This window comes from Escherichia sp. B1147 (genome assembly GCF_001660175.1).
Classification (GTDB): Bacteria; Pseudomonadota; Gammaproteobacteria; order Enterobacterales; family Enterobacteriaceae; genus Escherichia; species Escherichia whittamii.
This window is the reverse complement of the sequence record NZ_LFHY01000017.1, coordinates 117,390-131,710: the sequence shown is the minus strand read 5'-3', so window position 1 is coordinate 131,710 and position 14,321 is coordinate 117,390. Positions and strand designations below refer to the sequence as shown.

Sequence of the window (14,321 nt, the reverse complement as noted above, 5' to 3'; positions counted from 1 at the left end):
CAGAATGTCCTAACTGATTTCAGGAGTTGTAAGTATGTTTACGGGGATAGTGCAGGGCACTGCGAAGTTGGTGTCGATTGACGAGAAAGCAAATTTTCGAACCCATGTAGTGGAATTACCTGATTACATGTTGGATGGTCTGGAGACAGGTGCTTCAGTCGCGCATAACGGTTGCTGCCTGACTGTAACGGAAATTAACGGCAACCGTATCAGTTTTGATCTGATGAAAGAAACGTTACGTATAACTAACCTTGGCGATTTAAACGTTGGGGATTGGGTAAACGTAGAACGCGCTGCTAAATTCAGCGATGAAATCGGCGGACATTTAATGTCAGGTCATATTATGACCACCGCAGAAGTATCGAAAATAATAACATCAGAAAATAACCACCAGATCTGGTTCAAAGTACAGGATGAGCAGTTAATGAAATATATCCTGTATAAAGGGTTTATTGGTATTGATGGCATCAGCCTGACGGTTGGTGAAGTGACAGCGACCCGTTTTTGTGTGCATTTAATTCCAGAAACGCTGGAACGTACCACTCTCGGTAAGAAAAAACTCGGCGCACGCGTCAATATCGAAATCGATCCGCAAACTCAGGCAGTGGTAGATACGGTAGAACGTGTGTTGGCGGCGCGGGAAAAGAAATAAATCAGCCCGATACTGAAGCCTGATTTGAAATGACATCGCCCCCGAAATGGGGGCGATGAAATAACACTTAACGAGCCACGCGAAGGCCGCTTTCGACTCCACGTGAGAACACCACCTGCCAGAGCTGGATGTCACGGGCGCGGAAGGCACCAGCGCAAGCATTCAGATAATACGTAAACATCCGTTTAAAGCGTTCACTGTAGTTATCGGCAATTTCCGGCCAGGCGGCGAGGAATCGCTCATACCAGGCCATCAATGTAGTGTCATAGTCAGCGCCAAAGTTATGCCAGTCTTCCATCACAAAGTGTGGTTCACTGGATTGCGCAATCTGGCGTACAGAGGGCAGGCAACCATTCGGGAAAATATATTTGTTAATCCACGGGTCAACATTCAGATCGGTTTTTTTCGAGCCGATAGTATGTAGCAGAAAAATCCCTTCTGGCTTCAGATTACGATCCACCACCTCAAAATAGGTATCGTAATTTTTCGGTCCGACGTGCTCGAACATACCAACTGAAACAATACGGTCGAACTGGTCGTTCAGGTCACGGTAATCCTGTAGCAAAATGGTGACATCCAGACCTGCGCAGCGTTCCTGGGCCATTTTCTGTTGTTCGGCAGAAATCGTGACACCAACCACACTTACGTCATACCTGGACGCCATGTAATGCGCCAGTCCGCCCCAACCGCAGCCGATATCCAGAACCCGCATGCCCGGTTTTAACTGCAATTTTTCACAAATCATTTTGAGCTTCGCTTGTTGGGCAGATTCCAGGTCATAGGCATCTTTCCAGTAAGCGCAGGAATACTGCATGAAGGGATCCAGCATGCGGCTGAACAGGTCATTACCAAGGTCGTAATGCTCTTTACCGACTATCCAGGCACGCTTTTTACTTTGCAGGTTGAAGAGACGTGCGCCAGCAATGCGTAGTGTGTCTTTGAAATGATGGGGGAGTTGGTTTTCAAGCCCAGCGCGTAAGACTTTGCTAAAAAACATATCCAGTCGGTCACATTCCCACCAGCCATCCATATAACTTTCGCCTAACCCCAACGATCCTTCCTGTAGAACGCGTTTAAAAAAATCGGGGTTTTTAACTCGAATATCTGCCGGGGCAGAGCCATTAATGGCGATGCCTGCACGGCTAAGTAATTCGTTGGCGATACGGTACCAGTTGTCATCCGGTACGCTGACTTCTTCTATACACGATGAACTCATAGTTTCTCCATCACTGGTCGGTGATCAGAACCTTAAAACAGCGTAGACGCTTTTTGGGCTTTGTGAGAAATCTCGCAGGAAAACCGCGAGTCTATAATCCGACGTAGAACAGAGGAAAGGAGGAACCCTTGCCGAAATGACCATCCATAGTGACTCGGGAACGCTCCTGTCCCCGTAAAAACATAATATTTATCGTAATATTAACAACTGGGATTCAGTATAGGCTGCTAATCTCAATCATACAACAAAATTTTGTTAGCAGCCTAAGTATAAAGATATCGCTATAGATCAATGTGATTCACTATGCGCGACTTCCGTCTCACCATGATTCGGGCAGTGAGATTCAGGTTGATGCTGCATCTTATAGCCGATAGCAACCAGCACTACGGTCGATAACATTACGCTGGTGGTGGTGAACAGCGGCGTGCTAACGCTGATGAGCCAGGAAACCCCCAGGCTTGCGAGGAAACATAGCCCCAATTGCAGGGTGTTCTGTAATGCAGCCGCGCGGCCTGTCGCATGCGGGAAAGGGCGTAGTGCCTGGGCGACCACAATCGGGTAGATTGCGCCGTTGGCAATGGCCATCACACAGAATGGGATCAGAATTTCGGCCAGCGACACATGGCTAATGAAGCCTGCAGCCCAGGTTGCTACCACGCTGACGGCAAACAGTGCCAGCAGCCACGGTAACAACTGCTTACCCTGCCATTTCTGCAATGCGGCGCGACAGCCGTAACCACCAATAAGAAACGCGATGGTTTGCGGAACATAACTTAATCCGATTACCGCCGGACTGTAGCCCATCTCGCTGAGGATAAACGGTGAACCTGTTAGCCAGGCAAAGAAACTGGCTGAACAGGCCGCATAAATCAGCACGTTTCCACGATAGATTTTAGAGCGCAGCAGGTCGGTAAAGGTCAGTGCATCCTGGCTATCATTACGTGCTTTCGTGGTGGGCTTAAGCCAGAAAATAGGCAGAATCAATACCACGGTGATGGCAAACAGGGTGGCGAAAATCGCCTGCCAGGAAAAATGTACCAGCAGCCAGCTACCTAACAGCGGAGCAAGCGCCGGAGAAAGACCCACTAAAGGCATAATGGTCGCGAAAATACGGTTAACTTTTTGTGAAGGATAGTAATCCGTCACCAATGCCTGCCAGATAACGGCCGCGGCACAGACGCCAACAGCTTGCACAAAACGCAATACCAGCAGAGTCGCCGCGTTTTCTACCCACAGCATTCCCAGACTACCAAGAGCAAAAATCGTCAAGCCGAGTAAAAGAACGGGTTTACGGCCATAGCGATCGGAGAGTGGCCCCCACAGAAGTTGGGCAGCGGCGAAACCGGCAAGGAACAGACTAAGGCTGGCACTGACGGCAGACGCAGGCGTTTGCAGGTCGGCCTGAATGGCGGCGAAAGCAGGCAGATACATATCGGTTGCCAGAAAACCGAGTACGCTCAAACCCGCCAGCCAGACTAAAAATCTTTTCCCAGGTTGCATGTATATTCTCTAAATCTCTCAATTAAACACCGCCGCAAAGTGTAGGGAGTGAAATTCGTGTTGTGAAACGGTAATATTTGATGACTGATTTCAAAAATTTTGCAGGCAAGCTATGTGGTCCGAGTATTCTCTGGAAGTTGTTGATGCGGTGGCGCGAAATGGTAGCTTCAGCGCTGCGGCCCAGGAGTTGCATCGTGTTCCTTCTGCGGTCAGCTATACCGTGCGTCAACTGGAAGAGTGGCTGGCAGTGCCGCTTTTTGAACGTCGACATCGTGATGTGGAACTGACCGCTGCCGGGGTGTGGTTTCTCAAAGAAGGGCGGTCTGTTGTCAAAAAAATGCAGATCACTCGCCAGCAATGCCAGCAGATAGCGAACGGCTGGCGCGGTCAGTTAGCCATCGCGGTAGATAATATTGTCAGACCAGAACGCACGCGGCAGATGATCGTTGATTTTTATCGCCATTTTGATGATGTCGAACTTCTGGTATTTCAGGAAGTGTTCAACGGCGTCTGGGATGCGCTTTCCGATGGGCGCGTGGAGCTGGCGATTGGCGCGACACGAGCGATTCCGGTCGGGGGCCGTTATGCCTTCCGGGATATGGGAATGTTGAGCTGGAGTTGCGTTGTTGCCAGTCATCATCCGCTTGTGTCGATGAATGGGCCGTTCAGCGACGATACGTTGCGCAATTGGCCATCGCTGGTGCGCGAAGATACCTCACGTACGCTGCCCAAACGTATTACCTGGCTGCTTGATAACCAAAAAAGGGTGGTGGTGCCTGACTGGGAATCATCGGCAACCTGTATCTCGGCTGGATTATGCATTGGCATGGTGCCGACGCATTTCGCTAAACCCTGGCTCAACGAAGGGAAGTGGGTAGCATTAGAACTGGAAAACCCATTCCCTGATTCGGCATGTTGTTTGACATGGCAGCAGAATGATATGTCGCCAGCCTTAACCTGGTTGCTGGAGTATCTCGGCGATAGTGAGACGCTAAATAAGGAGTGGTTGCGGGAGCCTGAAGAGACTCCCGCAACGGATGATTAACGACGATAGTCGCGGAACGGACCGTCAGCCACGGAACGGCGTTCAATCAACCGCGGATGAACTTCGATAGACTGCGGTTCTTCGCGTTTGTTGACGATACGGTCCAACAGCATGTTGAATGCCGTTTCGCCCAGCGAATCTTTTGGCTGATGGATAGTGGTCAACGCTGGGGTAAAGTAGCGTGCGTTGCGCACGTTATCATAACCGATCAGCGAAACATCCTGTGGTACGCGCAGACCCATTTCATCAGCAGCGCAAAGTGCGCCCATTGCCATGATATCACCACCACAGAAGACAGCAGTAGGGCGATGCGGTTGCGACAGGATTTGCTGCATGGCGCGATAACCGGATTCAGGTTCAAAGTCACCCTGCACAATCCAGTTTTCCGGCACCTTGATCATCGCTTCTTCCATTGCCTTCATAAAACCGGCAAGGCGGCCTGCACCGGTGTTACGTTCCAGCGGGCCGGGGATAACGCCGATTTCGCGGTGACCGCGTTCAATCAGATAACGCCCGGCCATGTAGCCACCTTCAAACGCGTTATCAATGACCGCATCGGTAAAGTCAGCTTTTGCTTCACCCCAGTCCATCACCACCATTGGGATATGGCGATACTCTTCCAGCATCGCCAGCAACGGTTCCGGGTATTCAGAACACATCACCAGCAGGCCATCGACGCGTTTTTGCGCCATCATCGACAGATAGGCGCGCTGTTTCTCCAGATTGTTCCACGCGTTGCCGAGGATCAGCGTGTAACCTTTCTGGAAGCAATTTTTTTCAACCGCTTCGATGATCTCCGCGAAATAGGCCGCTTCGCTGCTGGTAGCCAGTAAGCCAATAGACTTGGTGTGGTTAACCTTCAGGCTACGCGCTACCGCGCTAGGGGAGTAGTGTAATTCTTTAATCGCTGCCCACACGGCGTTGCGCGTTTCTTCAGCGACGAAACGAGTTTTGTTTATAACGTGTGACACAGTTGTAGTGGAAACGTTTGCTCGCTTCGCTACATCTTTTATTGTTGCCATTCCATTTCACTCCAGACCCTAACTTCAGCTCCTGCAAAATCGCAAGGTAAACGTTTGCCTTTACACACCTTACGCGCAACAAAAGTGTTGCGGTACGCCGGAAAAACGACACAGAGCGTCAGGAAGGGGTTAATGGCCAGTACGCAAATAGTGTAAGCGTGGAATTTTGGCCGATCTTGATGAAAAGGGGAAGTGGTAAAACACTTATCATTATAAATGACGGGAGATTTTTTCTTCACAGTGTGTAAAAATGCGTAATATCACTTTTTGTAGGGTAATAAAAAAGGAGAAAACTTGATGAGTGCCGACCTTAAATCTTCACTGGTAACAACCATTATTGTCCTCGGTTTGATCGTAGCCGTAGGTTTGACTGCCGCGCTGCACTGATTTCCCTTCGAGGGAGCGCATCCTCCCTCGCACTCTCTTCCCTTTTGTTAGCAAAATGGCAAAAGTGTTTTCTCTTTTTGTTATTTTCAATTTTTTGTGATTGCTGTCATGCTTTCGCCACTTTGATGAATATCGTGTAATGACGCGAAGAGGTGGAGATTAGGCATGAAAATTAACTATCCGTTGTTGGCGCTGGCAGTTGGCGCGTTTGGTATCGGGACAACGGAGTTCTCGCCAATGGGCTTATTGCCCGTCATTGCGCGCGGTGTGGATGTCTCGATTCCCGCTGCGGGCATGCTTATCAGCGCTTATGCGGTTGGCGTAATGGTTGGCGCGCCGCTGATGACATTACTACTGTCTCACCGTGCCCGGCGTAGTGCGCTTATTTTCCTGATGGCCATATTCACTCTTGGCAATGTGCTTTCTGCTATCGCGCCGGATTATATGACGCTGATGCTTTCACGCATTTTGACCAGCCTGAATCACGGGGCATTTTTTGGTTTGGGTTCAGTCGTGGCCGCAAGCGTTGTACCTAAACACAAACAGGCCAGCGCCGTCGCCACTATGTTTATGGGTTTAACTCTGGCAAATATTGGCGGTGTTCCTGCGGCGACCTGGCTTGGCGAAACTATTGGCTGGCGGATGTCGTTTCTGGCAACGGCGGGGCTGGGCGTGATTTCAATGGTTAGCCTGTTCTTCTCGTTACCAAAAGGTGGCGCAGGAGCGCGACCGGAAGTGAAAAAAGAGCTGGCGGTCCTGTTGCGTCCGCAGGTGCTTTCGGCATTGCTGACAACAGTGCTGGGGGCAGGGGCAATGTTTACGCTCTATACCTATATTTCTCCGGTACTGCAAAGCATCACCCACGCGACACCGATATTCGTAACGGCAATGTTGGTACTGATTGGCGTCGGGTTTTCTATCGGTAACTATTTCGGCGGTAAACTGGCGGACCGTTCGGTTAATGGCACGCTGAAAGGCTTTTTGTTGCTGCTGATGGTGATTATGCTGGCGATCCCGTTCCTGGCTCGTAATGAGTTTGGTGCCGCTATCAGCATGGTGGTGTGGGGCGCAGCAACTTTTGCGGTGGTGCCACCGTTACAGATGCGTGTGATGCGAGTTGCCAGCGAAGCGCCGGGGCTGTCTTCGTCAGTGAATATCGGTGCCTTTAACCTGGGCAATGCGCTGGGTGCTGCGGCAGGTGGCGCAGTGATTTCAGGTGGTCTGGGGTACAGTTTTGTGCCGGTGATGGGGGCGATTGTCGCAGGACTGGCATTGTTGCTGGTGTTGATGTCAGCCAGAAAACAACCTGAAGCAGTTTGCGTTGCCAACAGCTAATAAAACAAAAACGCAGAAGGGATACCTTCTGCGTTACGATTTTCAGGCAAAGTGCGATTTATCTTGCCAGATGTGTTGTTAACGCCTCATCCGCATAGGCCTGAAAAGACGCGTTAAACGTCGCATCAGGCATCGCTTGTCGGATGCGGCGCAAGCGCCTTATCCGACCTGGATTGATGATCCGCGTAGGCATGATAAGCGTAGCGCATCAGGCAATGTTGCATCTGCCATCAGTTATTATGCGGCGAGATTTTTCGCTACGAATTCCCAGTTCACCAGTGCCCAGAAGTGCTCCAGGTAACCAGGACGCGCATTGCGATAGTCGATGTAATAAGCGTGTTCCCAGACATCAACGGTCAGCAGTGGGGTCGCATCGGTAGTCAGCGGAGTACCAGCATTAGAGGTAGAAACGATAGCCAGTTTGCCATCACTGTTCTTCACCAGCCAGGTCCAGCCAGAACCAAAGTTTTTGATCGCAGCGTCAGTAAACTGTGCTTTGAAATCGGCAAAGCTACCGAAAGATGCGGCGATAGCTTCAGCGACTTCGCCAGTCGGTTCGCCACCGGCGTTCGGTGCCAGGCAGTTCCAGTAGAAAGTGTGGTTCCAGACCTGAGCTGCGTTGTTGAATACGCCACCTTCAGAGCTGCGAATAATCTCTTCCAGTGATTTACCTTCAAACTCGGTACCTTTAATCAGGTTGTTCAGGTTAGTGACATAAGTTTGATGATGTTTGCCGTAGTGATACTCGATGGTTTCCGCAGAAATGTGCGGAGCCAGAGCGTCTTTAGCATATGGTAGTGCAGGTAATTCGAATGACATTGCTACTCTCCTTTATTATTCATTGGTATACGCACAATAGCCTTATTGTGCGTGCGGATAGGGTAGCAAATTAAAAGGTGTGACAAAAGATGAACTTACCCTGTTGTCGTAACAACAGGGTAAACTTTTAGCGAAGTGTTTTTGGGGTCATTACCCGACGGGCGCCAACATAGTGGCGTTGCCAGTAATCTTCACTTAACGACGTGATTTGAATTTCCTGGCCACTGCGTGGTGACTGAATAAATTTACCATTGCCAACATACACGCCTACATGATCGGCAGTCCCACGCCCTTGAGTGCGGAAGAAGACCAGGTCACCATTTTTCAGTTCGCTGCGATCGATAGGTGCCGCATCGCGCAGGTGATACATTTCGTTGGCTGTGCGCGGAATACGGATCTTAACCAAGTCTTTATAGGCGTAATAAACCAGTCCACTGCAATCAAAACCGGTACGCGGCGAACTTCCCCCCCAACGATATGGCTTGCCAATTTGCTGCATCAGTTTATTCATTGCCACTTTAGTGGCTTTCTGAACTTTGGCTTTGTGCGCGTCGGCAATAGTGCCTGGGGCGGCATTTTTGACTTTCACGCAATGTGATTTATTGCCCTTACGTTTGGTGCACTTTTCCGTAAAGCTGGCAGACGCCGTTTTAGTGGCAACGTTTTTGCTGCGAGTTTTAGCGTTTTTAGAAGCGGTAATGGAGGATTTTTTAACGGAAGAAGCGGTTTTACTTTTGGTCGTACTTTTACTGACGGCTTTTTTGGCGGTTTTCTGACTGCCTTTATTATTGGTCTTTTTGGTAGTTGCCGTGCTTTTCTTTTTATCTGCTTTTTTGGTGATATGAGTGGTAGCAGAACTCTCCCTGGCTTGCTTGGAAGCATAGGCCATAGGCATTAAAGGCAGGGTGGTAAAAAGTAAAGCACAGAGCGTGATCGAAATACGGTTTATCCGCGCCACTGAGCGTCCCTCTGTTAAGGCAGGTCTATCATGCCTGCGTCTGATTTACAAAACTTGATGATTCTAATGCATAGAAGAAGAGAAAGTTAATAGCTTTTATTGTTAAAAAATACGTTTCGTCGGCGAGTGCAAAAAAAAAGCAGCAGTGAAAGCTAAAAGTGGTCACAAATGCGCCAGCTTGCAGCGTGGCAGAGAAGAAACGAATATTTGAAATGCAACAAATAGAGCAAAGGGATAAAATAGCAAAAGCGTGATGAAAATGTTATTTTCCGATGCCGCACTGACCCGCTACAATGTCAGATTACTGCCGTAAAGAAGTTTGAGGAAGCAAGACAATGAGCACCACTATCGAAAAAATCCAACGCCAGATTGCTGAAAACCCGATCCTGCTGTACATGAAAGGTTCACCAAAACTGCCAAGCTGCGGTTTTTCTGCTCAGGCAGTCCAGGCGCTTGCCGCTTGTGGCGAACGTTTTGCCTACGTTGATATCCTGCAGAACCCGGACATTCGTGCGGAGCTGCCGAAATATGCTAACTGGCCGACTTTCCCGCAACTGTGGGTTGACGGCGAGCTGGTGGGCGGCTGTGATATCGTGATTGAAATGTATCAGCGTGGCGAACTGCAGCAGCTGATCAAAGAAACTGCTGCTAAATACAAGTCTGAAGAGCCGGATGCTGAATAATCCGTCCCGCAATACTGGCGGATGCTAACAGGCATCCGTCAGTGCTTTTATCCCCAATCCAGCCCTTGTGGCGAACTTGAAAATCCCGCCTCACGCAGCAGCGTAAACATCGGCGTTTGCCGGACCGGTTGGTCATTCACTTCTGTCAGCGTAAAGCGTAGCTGTGGTTCTCGCCGCAACGCGGTAGTTAGCGCCTGGAAAACCTCCGGTGGTAATAATTCATCTTTTTCCTGCCAGACCAGCATTTTTTTGCCACCTTGCGCCAGATAGAGCAACAATTTGCCACCGGAGACGACCACCAGCGCGCCAGCTCGACGAGTCGGAACCAGCGTCGCCGAATGTGCAGGCCAGGGCAGGAGATTTCCCCACACATTCGCCGGATCGTTGGAAGAGAGTGCAACCAGCGTGAATTGCTGCGATTGGCTGGTGGCGGTGGCGAGATCGCGCAATCGGTCAATAGTCAGGCGATCAGCAAATTGTGCGCCGCCCAGACCTTCAACAAACCGGCCACGCATAATTCGCCCGGAATCTTCCATGCTGCGGCAAAGCGTTTGCATCGACGGAAATCCACCAGGAATATTTTCAGCAATTACCACCTGACGGCTGATGATGCCGTAGCGGTCGAGCATATTTTCCGCCAGCGCCAGCATCCATTCGGTATCGTTTAGTGGCTCTACCTGCAATAAAGACCAGCGTCCGGCCAGTTTCGGCGTGTTGTAAGTTACTAACGGCATGACTGACGGTACATAGACCGGACGTCCACGACGAGCCCGGCTACTACGGCGAGTTGAGGGGCGTGCGCTGGCTCTGCTGCGGGTGAGGGCGCGCAACGGTGCCCAAATATCACTGGTGATGACGCCTTCCCAGACCAATTCCCAGAGCGCCTCTTGCAGGGCTGATGGATCTACTGACTCGCCAATTTTCTCGCCTGTTCGTTGACCGATTTGTTGCGCAAACCAGGCGCCCCCGTCAGCCAGAACTGCGATAATTGCTTGCTGAAGCGCTGAACGTTTCGCGTGATCCTGTTCTGCGGGAATGTACGATTCGGCGGCATATTCCTGTAAATGCAGTGCCACCAGACCGTCATCCTCCCCGAGTTTTTTTTGCCCCGACCAGATAACCGTGCCGGTTGCCAGCAGTTCGTCCAGCATCTCGGGCGAATAGTCGCGCACCCGAGCGGGCAGGATCTGGCTTTCCCACAGCGAGGCGGGTAAACCGACACCAGCAAGCTGTTCGATAACCCGCATGACGCCATCCACGCCTTCATAAACGCCTGACGATGTTGAGGCAAAAAGTGCCGGGCTACCATCGGTGGCGGGGAGCACACCCTGACGCTCCAGTAGCAATCGTGCATAAGCAATGGCTGGTACCGGACGCGTAGCCTCTCTGGCAGCCTGCAGGGAACGTAAACGCAAACGACGAAAAACTTCATCGCTCACCCAGATGTCTTGTTGAAGATTCATCACCAGCCCTTGTTCGCGCAATTGATGAAGTTGCTCTTCGACAATGGCGATGCCAGGGCCAATTTCGCGGGCAAGTTGTTCTGAAGTCACCAGAGTATGTGTCCGGAGATAGCGCAAAAAAAGATCGCGAAGCGGGTAATTGACACGGTGCAAGTAAATATCTGGCAGCGAGTTCGGCAGTTGCACTCCGAGTGCATCGCGTAATTTGGCAGCGTCGTCCATGCAGGCCAGACGCTCCTGAGCTGCAACGATCACCGGGAAGATTCTTTTTGCCGCGAGAAGATTTTCTACATACGTCTCAATCTCTTCACGGCGGCCTGTATGCCGTTGCGTCAGGTCATCAACGGTCATTGGTCCCAGTTCGCGCAGCAGGTCGAACAATCCTTCTTCACCTTTCGCTCTTCTGCCAGGAGCCAGCCGCTGTAACTCTTCTTCCACCTGACGAATGACCTGTGGGTCGAGTAACTCACCAGGATCAACCTGACCGAGTAGATTGCGCAGCAATTCGCTATCCAGCGACAGCACTGAAGCTCGCCGCTCCGCGAGTGGGACATCGCTTTGATACATAAATTCCGCCACATAACCGAACAATAAACTGGCGGCAAAAGGTGAGGGCGTTGCGGTGGTGACATCGGAAATTTGAATTTCGCCACCGTTCAGGCGACGCATCAAACGTTCCAGCGCGGGAAGATCATACACATCCTGCAGGCATTCACGCAGAGTTTCGAGAATGACAGGGAAATCCGGATAGCCCTGGGCGATTTCCAGTAACTGGCTGGCGCGTAAACGTTGTTGCCAGAGTGGGGTGCGATGTCCCGGTGTTCGGCCAGGCATTAATAATGCCCGTGCGGCACATTCGCGAAAACGGGCGGCGAAAAGTGCCGAGCTGCCCACCGCCTCGCGGACAATTTGCAGCAATTTTTCCGGTTCAAACAAGAATATCGCGGCGTCAGGCAATTTGCCGTCGGTATCTGGAATGCGGGCAACAATACCGTCATCGCTGGCGACAACCGAGGCATCAGCGCCCCATAGCGCATGCAGTCGTCCGGCAATCGCCAGCGCCCACGGTTCATGCACGCGTCGTCCATAGGGTGAGTGTAAAATAATGCGCCAGTCGCCAATTTCATCACGACAGCGTTCGAGAACCAGGTGGCGACTTCCAGGGACTACGCCCGTGGCGTTACGCTGTTCGTCAATCAGCCCCTGAATATTGGTGAGCGTATTTTCTTCTGCCAGCCACGGCGGAATATTTCCGGAAAAGAAAGCGCCATCCGCCAGCAAATGGAGAAAATCGCCTATCATTTCGCCCAATTCAGCGGGGCGTCCATTGCCTTCGCCCCGCCAGAAGGGAAGTCGGGCAGAGCGACCCGGTGCAGGTGTCACAATGACCTGATCGCGGGTAATTTGCTGGATCCGCCATGAGGTAGCGCCGAGAGTGATAATGTCATTCACTCGCGATTCATACACCATCTCCTCATCCAGTTCGCCCACTCGCCGCGATCCTGTCTGTTCTTCACCTTCCGGTAATAACACACTGTACATGCCACGGTCCGGAATGGTGCCACCGCTGGTTACCGCTAACAGTTGTGCGCCTGGACGCGCAGTTAATATTCCGTTTTCCCGATTCCATACCAGTTTGGGGCGGAAAGCGGAAAAATCACCGGAAGGATAGCGGCCTGAAAGCATATCCAGCGTGGCGTCAAATACGCGCCGCGGCAGATCTTTCCACGGTGCCGCGCGACGCACCAGAGCGTACCATTCCTCCACCTGTAAGGCGTCCATTGCTGCAGCGGCAACGGTTTGCTGCGCCAGTACATCGAGCGGATTGTGCGGTGGCGTCAGGTTTTCCAGCCTGCCTGCAAACATACACTCGACAATGACGGCGGAATTGACTAAATCACGCCGGGTACGGGGGAAAAACAGCCCTTTAGATACACCGCCAACCTGATGTCCGGCGCGACCAATGCGCTGTAGCCCGCTGGCGACAGAAAGCGGCGTTGCCACCTGAATCACCAGATCCACCGCGCCCATATCAATCCCCAGTTCGAGACTGGAAGTCGCGACCACGCAGCGCAGTTCGCCCGATTTCAGCGCTTGTTCGGTTACCGCCCGTTGCTCTTTAGAGACGGAACCGTGGTGCGAGCGGGCAATTAAAACGTCGCTACTTTGTACGCGGTTAGAGGTTGCGCCAGAGGTAGACTCAAAATGATCGGCGTTTATGGTGATGGCCGGGGAACGCTGCAATCGTGCGGTGTAAAGCTCATTCAGCCGAGCCGTCAGTTTTTCCGCCAGGCCGCGAGAATTGGTGAAGACGATGGTCGAGCGATGGCGCAACACTTCATCAAGAATGCCGGTTTCAATATACGGCCAGATTGAACCTTCTCTCCCCGCATGGCTGTTTTCCCCGGTGCCGCTGGCGACCGATGAGACATCATCCATATTGGCCACTGGAACAACAATGCGGATCTGCGGATGTCGCATTGCGGGTGGGTTGACTATCGTCACCGGGCGATCGCCGCCAAGAAACGCGGCCACATCGCTGGCTGTGCGTACGGTGGCGGAAAGGCCAATTCGCTGTGCTGAGGTGTATAGCAGTGCATCGAGCCGTTCCAGGCTTAACGCCAGATGCGCCCCGCGTTTGCTGCCCGCAACCGCGTGGACTTCATCAATAATTACCGTTTCGACGCCGCGCAGCGTCTCGCGTGCGCGGGAAGTCAGCATCAGATAGAGTGATTCGGGCGTGGTTATCAGAATATCCGGCGGATTGCGGGTCAGTTTGCTGCGTTCCTGCGTGGGCGTATCGCCAGTTCGGATCCCCACGCGGAGGTTGACTTCCGCTTCGCCGAGCCGTCGCCGTTCCTCTGCAATGCCTTGTAACGGGATCTGCAAATTGCGCTGAACGTCGGTGCCTAAGGCTTTAATCGGTGAAATATAGAGGATACGCGAGGTTCTGCGTTTATGCGCCTCGCTGGCATGCTCGCTGCCTTCGCGGAAAAGTTGATCCAGAGCGTAGAGAAAAGCCGCCAACGTTTTCCCGGAGCCGGTGGGTGCAATCACCAACGCATGTTCGCCTCTCGCCGTCACATGCCAGGTTTGTGACTGGACGGCGGTTGGCTGCTTAAAGGCGCGAAGAAACCAGTCGCGGGTCGCCGGTGAAAAAACGTCCGGCAGGGGCGATGAAGGGGTTGGGCTGTCTGCCATTAACGCTATTCCCCGTGTTTATCATGCATGATTCGTGGAA

At 51.8% G+C, this 14,321-nt stretch carries 10 protein-coding genes and 1 pseudogene; 5 read left to right on the top strand and 6 right to left on the bottom strand.

What is annotated here, in order from left to right; all coding sequences use genetic code 11:
• Nucleotides 1–34: 34 nt before the first annotated feature.
• Nucleotides 35–675: pseudogene (locus tag A9180_RS18620) on the top strand (riboflavin synthase subunit alpha).
• A 44-nt stretch (nucleotides 676–719) separates the two neighbouring features.
• On the opposite strand, the gene cfa reads toward A9180_RS18620, so the two are convergent.
• Together cfa and punC are read right to left on the bottom strand one after the other, a co-directional pair.
• Nucleotides 720–1,868 carry a cyclopropane fatty acyl phospholipid synthase gene (cfa, locus tag A9180_RS18615; protein ID WP_064530046.1) on the bottom strand — a complete coding sequence of 383 codons (1,149 nt, stop codon included), beginning with the start codon at nucleotides 1,866–1,868 and terminating at the stop codon, nucleotides 720–722.
• 288 nt (nucleotides 1,869–2,156) lie between these two features.
• Nucleotides 2,157–3,368, bottom strand: coding sequence for a purine nucleoside transporter PunC (gene punC / locus A9180_RS18610; protein WP_064530045.1), 1,212 nt, complete (start codon nucleotides 3,366–3,368; stop codon nucleotides 2,157–2,159).
• Nucleotides 3,369–3,480: 112 nt separating this feature from the next.
• Here punC and punR point away from each other — a divergent pair, with 112 nt between their 5' ends.
• The gene (gene punR / locus A9180_RS18605; RefSeq protein ID WP_064530044.1) at nucleotides 3,481–4,413 is read left to right on the top strand and encodes a DNA-binding transcriptional activator PunR; all 933 of its coding nucleotides are present in this window, start codon (nucleotides 3,481–3,483) and stop codon (nucleotides 4,411–4,413) included.
• Here punR and purR read toward each other — a convergent pair.
• Nucleotides 4,410–5,435, bottom strand: a complete 1,026-nt coding sequence (purR, locus tag A9180_RS18600; RefSeq protein ID WP_000190978.1) for an HTH-type transcriptional repressor PurR — start codon at nucleotides 5,433–5,435, stop codon at nucleotides 4,410–4,412. The genes punR and purR overlap by 4 nt on opposite strands.
• A 297-nt stretch (nucleotides 5,436–5,732) precedes the next feature.
• On the opposite strand from purR, the gene A9180_RS18595 reads away from it, so the two are divergent.
• A complete protein-coding gene (locus tag A9180_RS18595; protein WP_064530043.1) occupies nucleotides 5,733–5,822 on the top strand; it encodes a YnhF family membrane protein in 90 nt (29 codons plus the stop codon).
• Between the two features lie 165 nt (nucleotides 5,823–5,987).
• Nucleotides 5,988–7,157 carry an MFS transporter gene (locus A9180_RS18590; protein ID WP_064530042.1) on the top strand — a complete coding sequence of 390 codons (1,170 nt, stop codon included), beginning with the start codon at nucleotides 5,988–5,990 and terminating at the stop codon, nucleotides 7,155–7,157.
• A 237-nt stretch (nucleotides 7,158–7,394) separates the two neighbouring features.
• Here A9180_RS18590 and sodB read toward each other — a convergent pair whose 3' ends face one another.
• Nucleotides 7,395–7,976 (bottom strand): superoxide dismutase [Fe], encoded by a 582-nt coding sequence (sodB, locus tag A9180_RS18585; protein WP_064530041.1) that lies wholly within the window; start codon nucleotides 7,974–7,976, stop codon nucleotides 7,395–7,397.
• A gap of 127 nt (nucleotides 7,977–8,103) precedes the next feature.
• The gene (locus A9180_RS18580; protein ID WP_064530040.1) at nucleotides 8,104–8,934 is read right to left on the bottom strand and encodes a C40 family peptidase; all 831 of its coding nucleotides are present in this window, start codon (nucleotides 8,932–8,934) and stop codon (nucleotides 8,104–8,106) included.
• Between the two features lie 335 nt (nucleotides 8,935–9,269).
• Between A9180_RS18580 and grxD the strand changes: the two genes are divergently transcribed.
• Nucleotides 9,270–9,617 carry a monothiol glutaredoxin 4 gene (gene grxD / locus A9180_RS18575; RefSeq protein WP_000108172.1) on the top strand — a complete coding sequence of 116 codons (348 nt, stop codon included), beginning with the start codon at nucleotides 9,270–9,272 and terminating at the stop codon, nucleotides 9,615–9,617.
• 47 nt (nucleotides 9,618–9,664) lie between these two features.
• On the opposite strand, the gene A9180_RS18570 is transcribed toward grxD, so the two are convergent.
• A complete protein-coding gene (locus A9180_RS18570; RefSeq protein ID WP_064530039.1) occupies nucleotides 9,665–14,281 on the bottom strand; it encodes an ATP-dependent helicase in 4,617 nt (1,538 codons plus the stop codon).
• Nucleotides 14,282–14,321 lie beyond the last annotated feature (40 nt).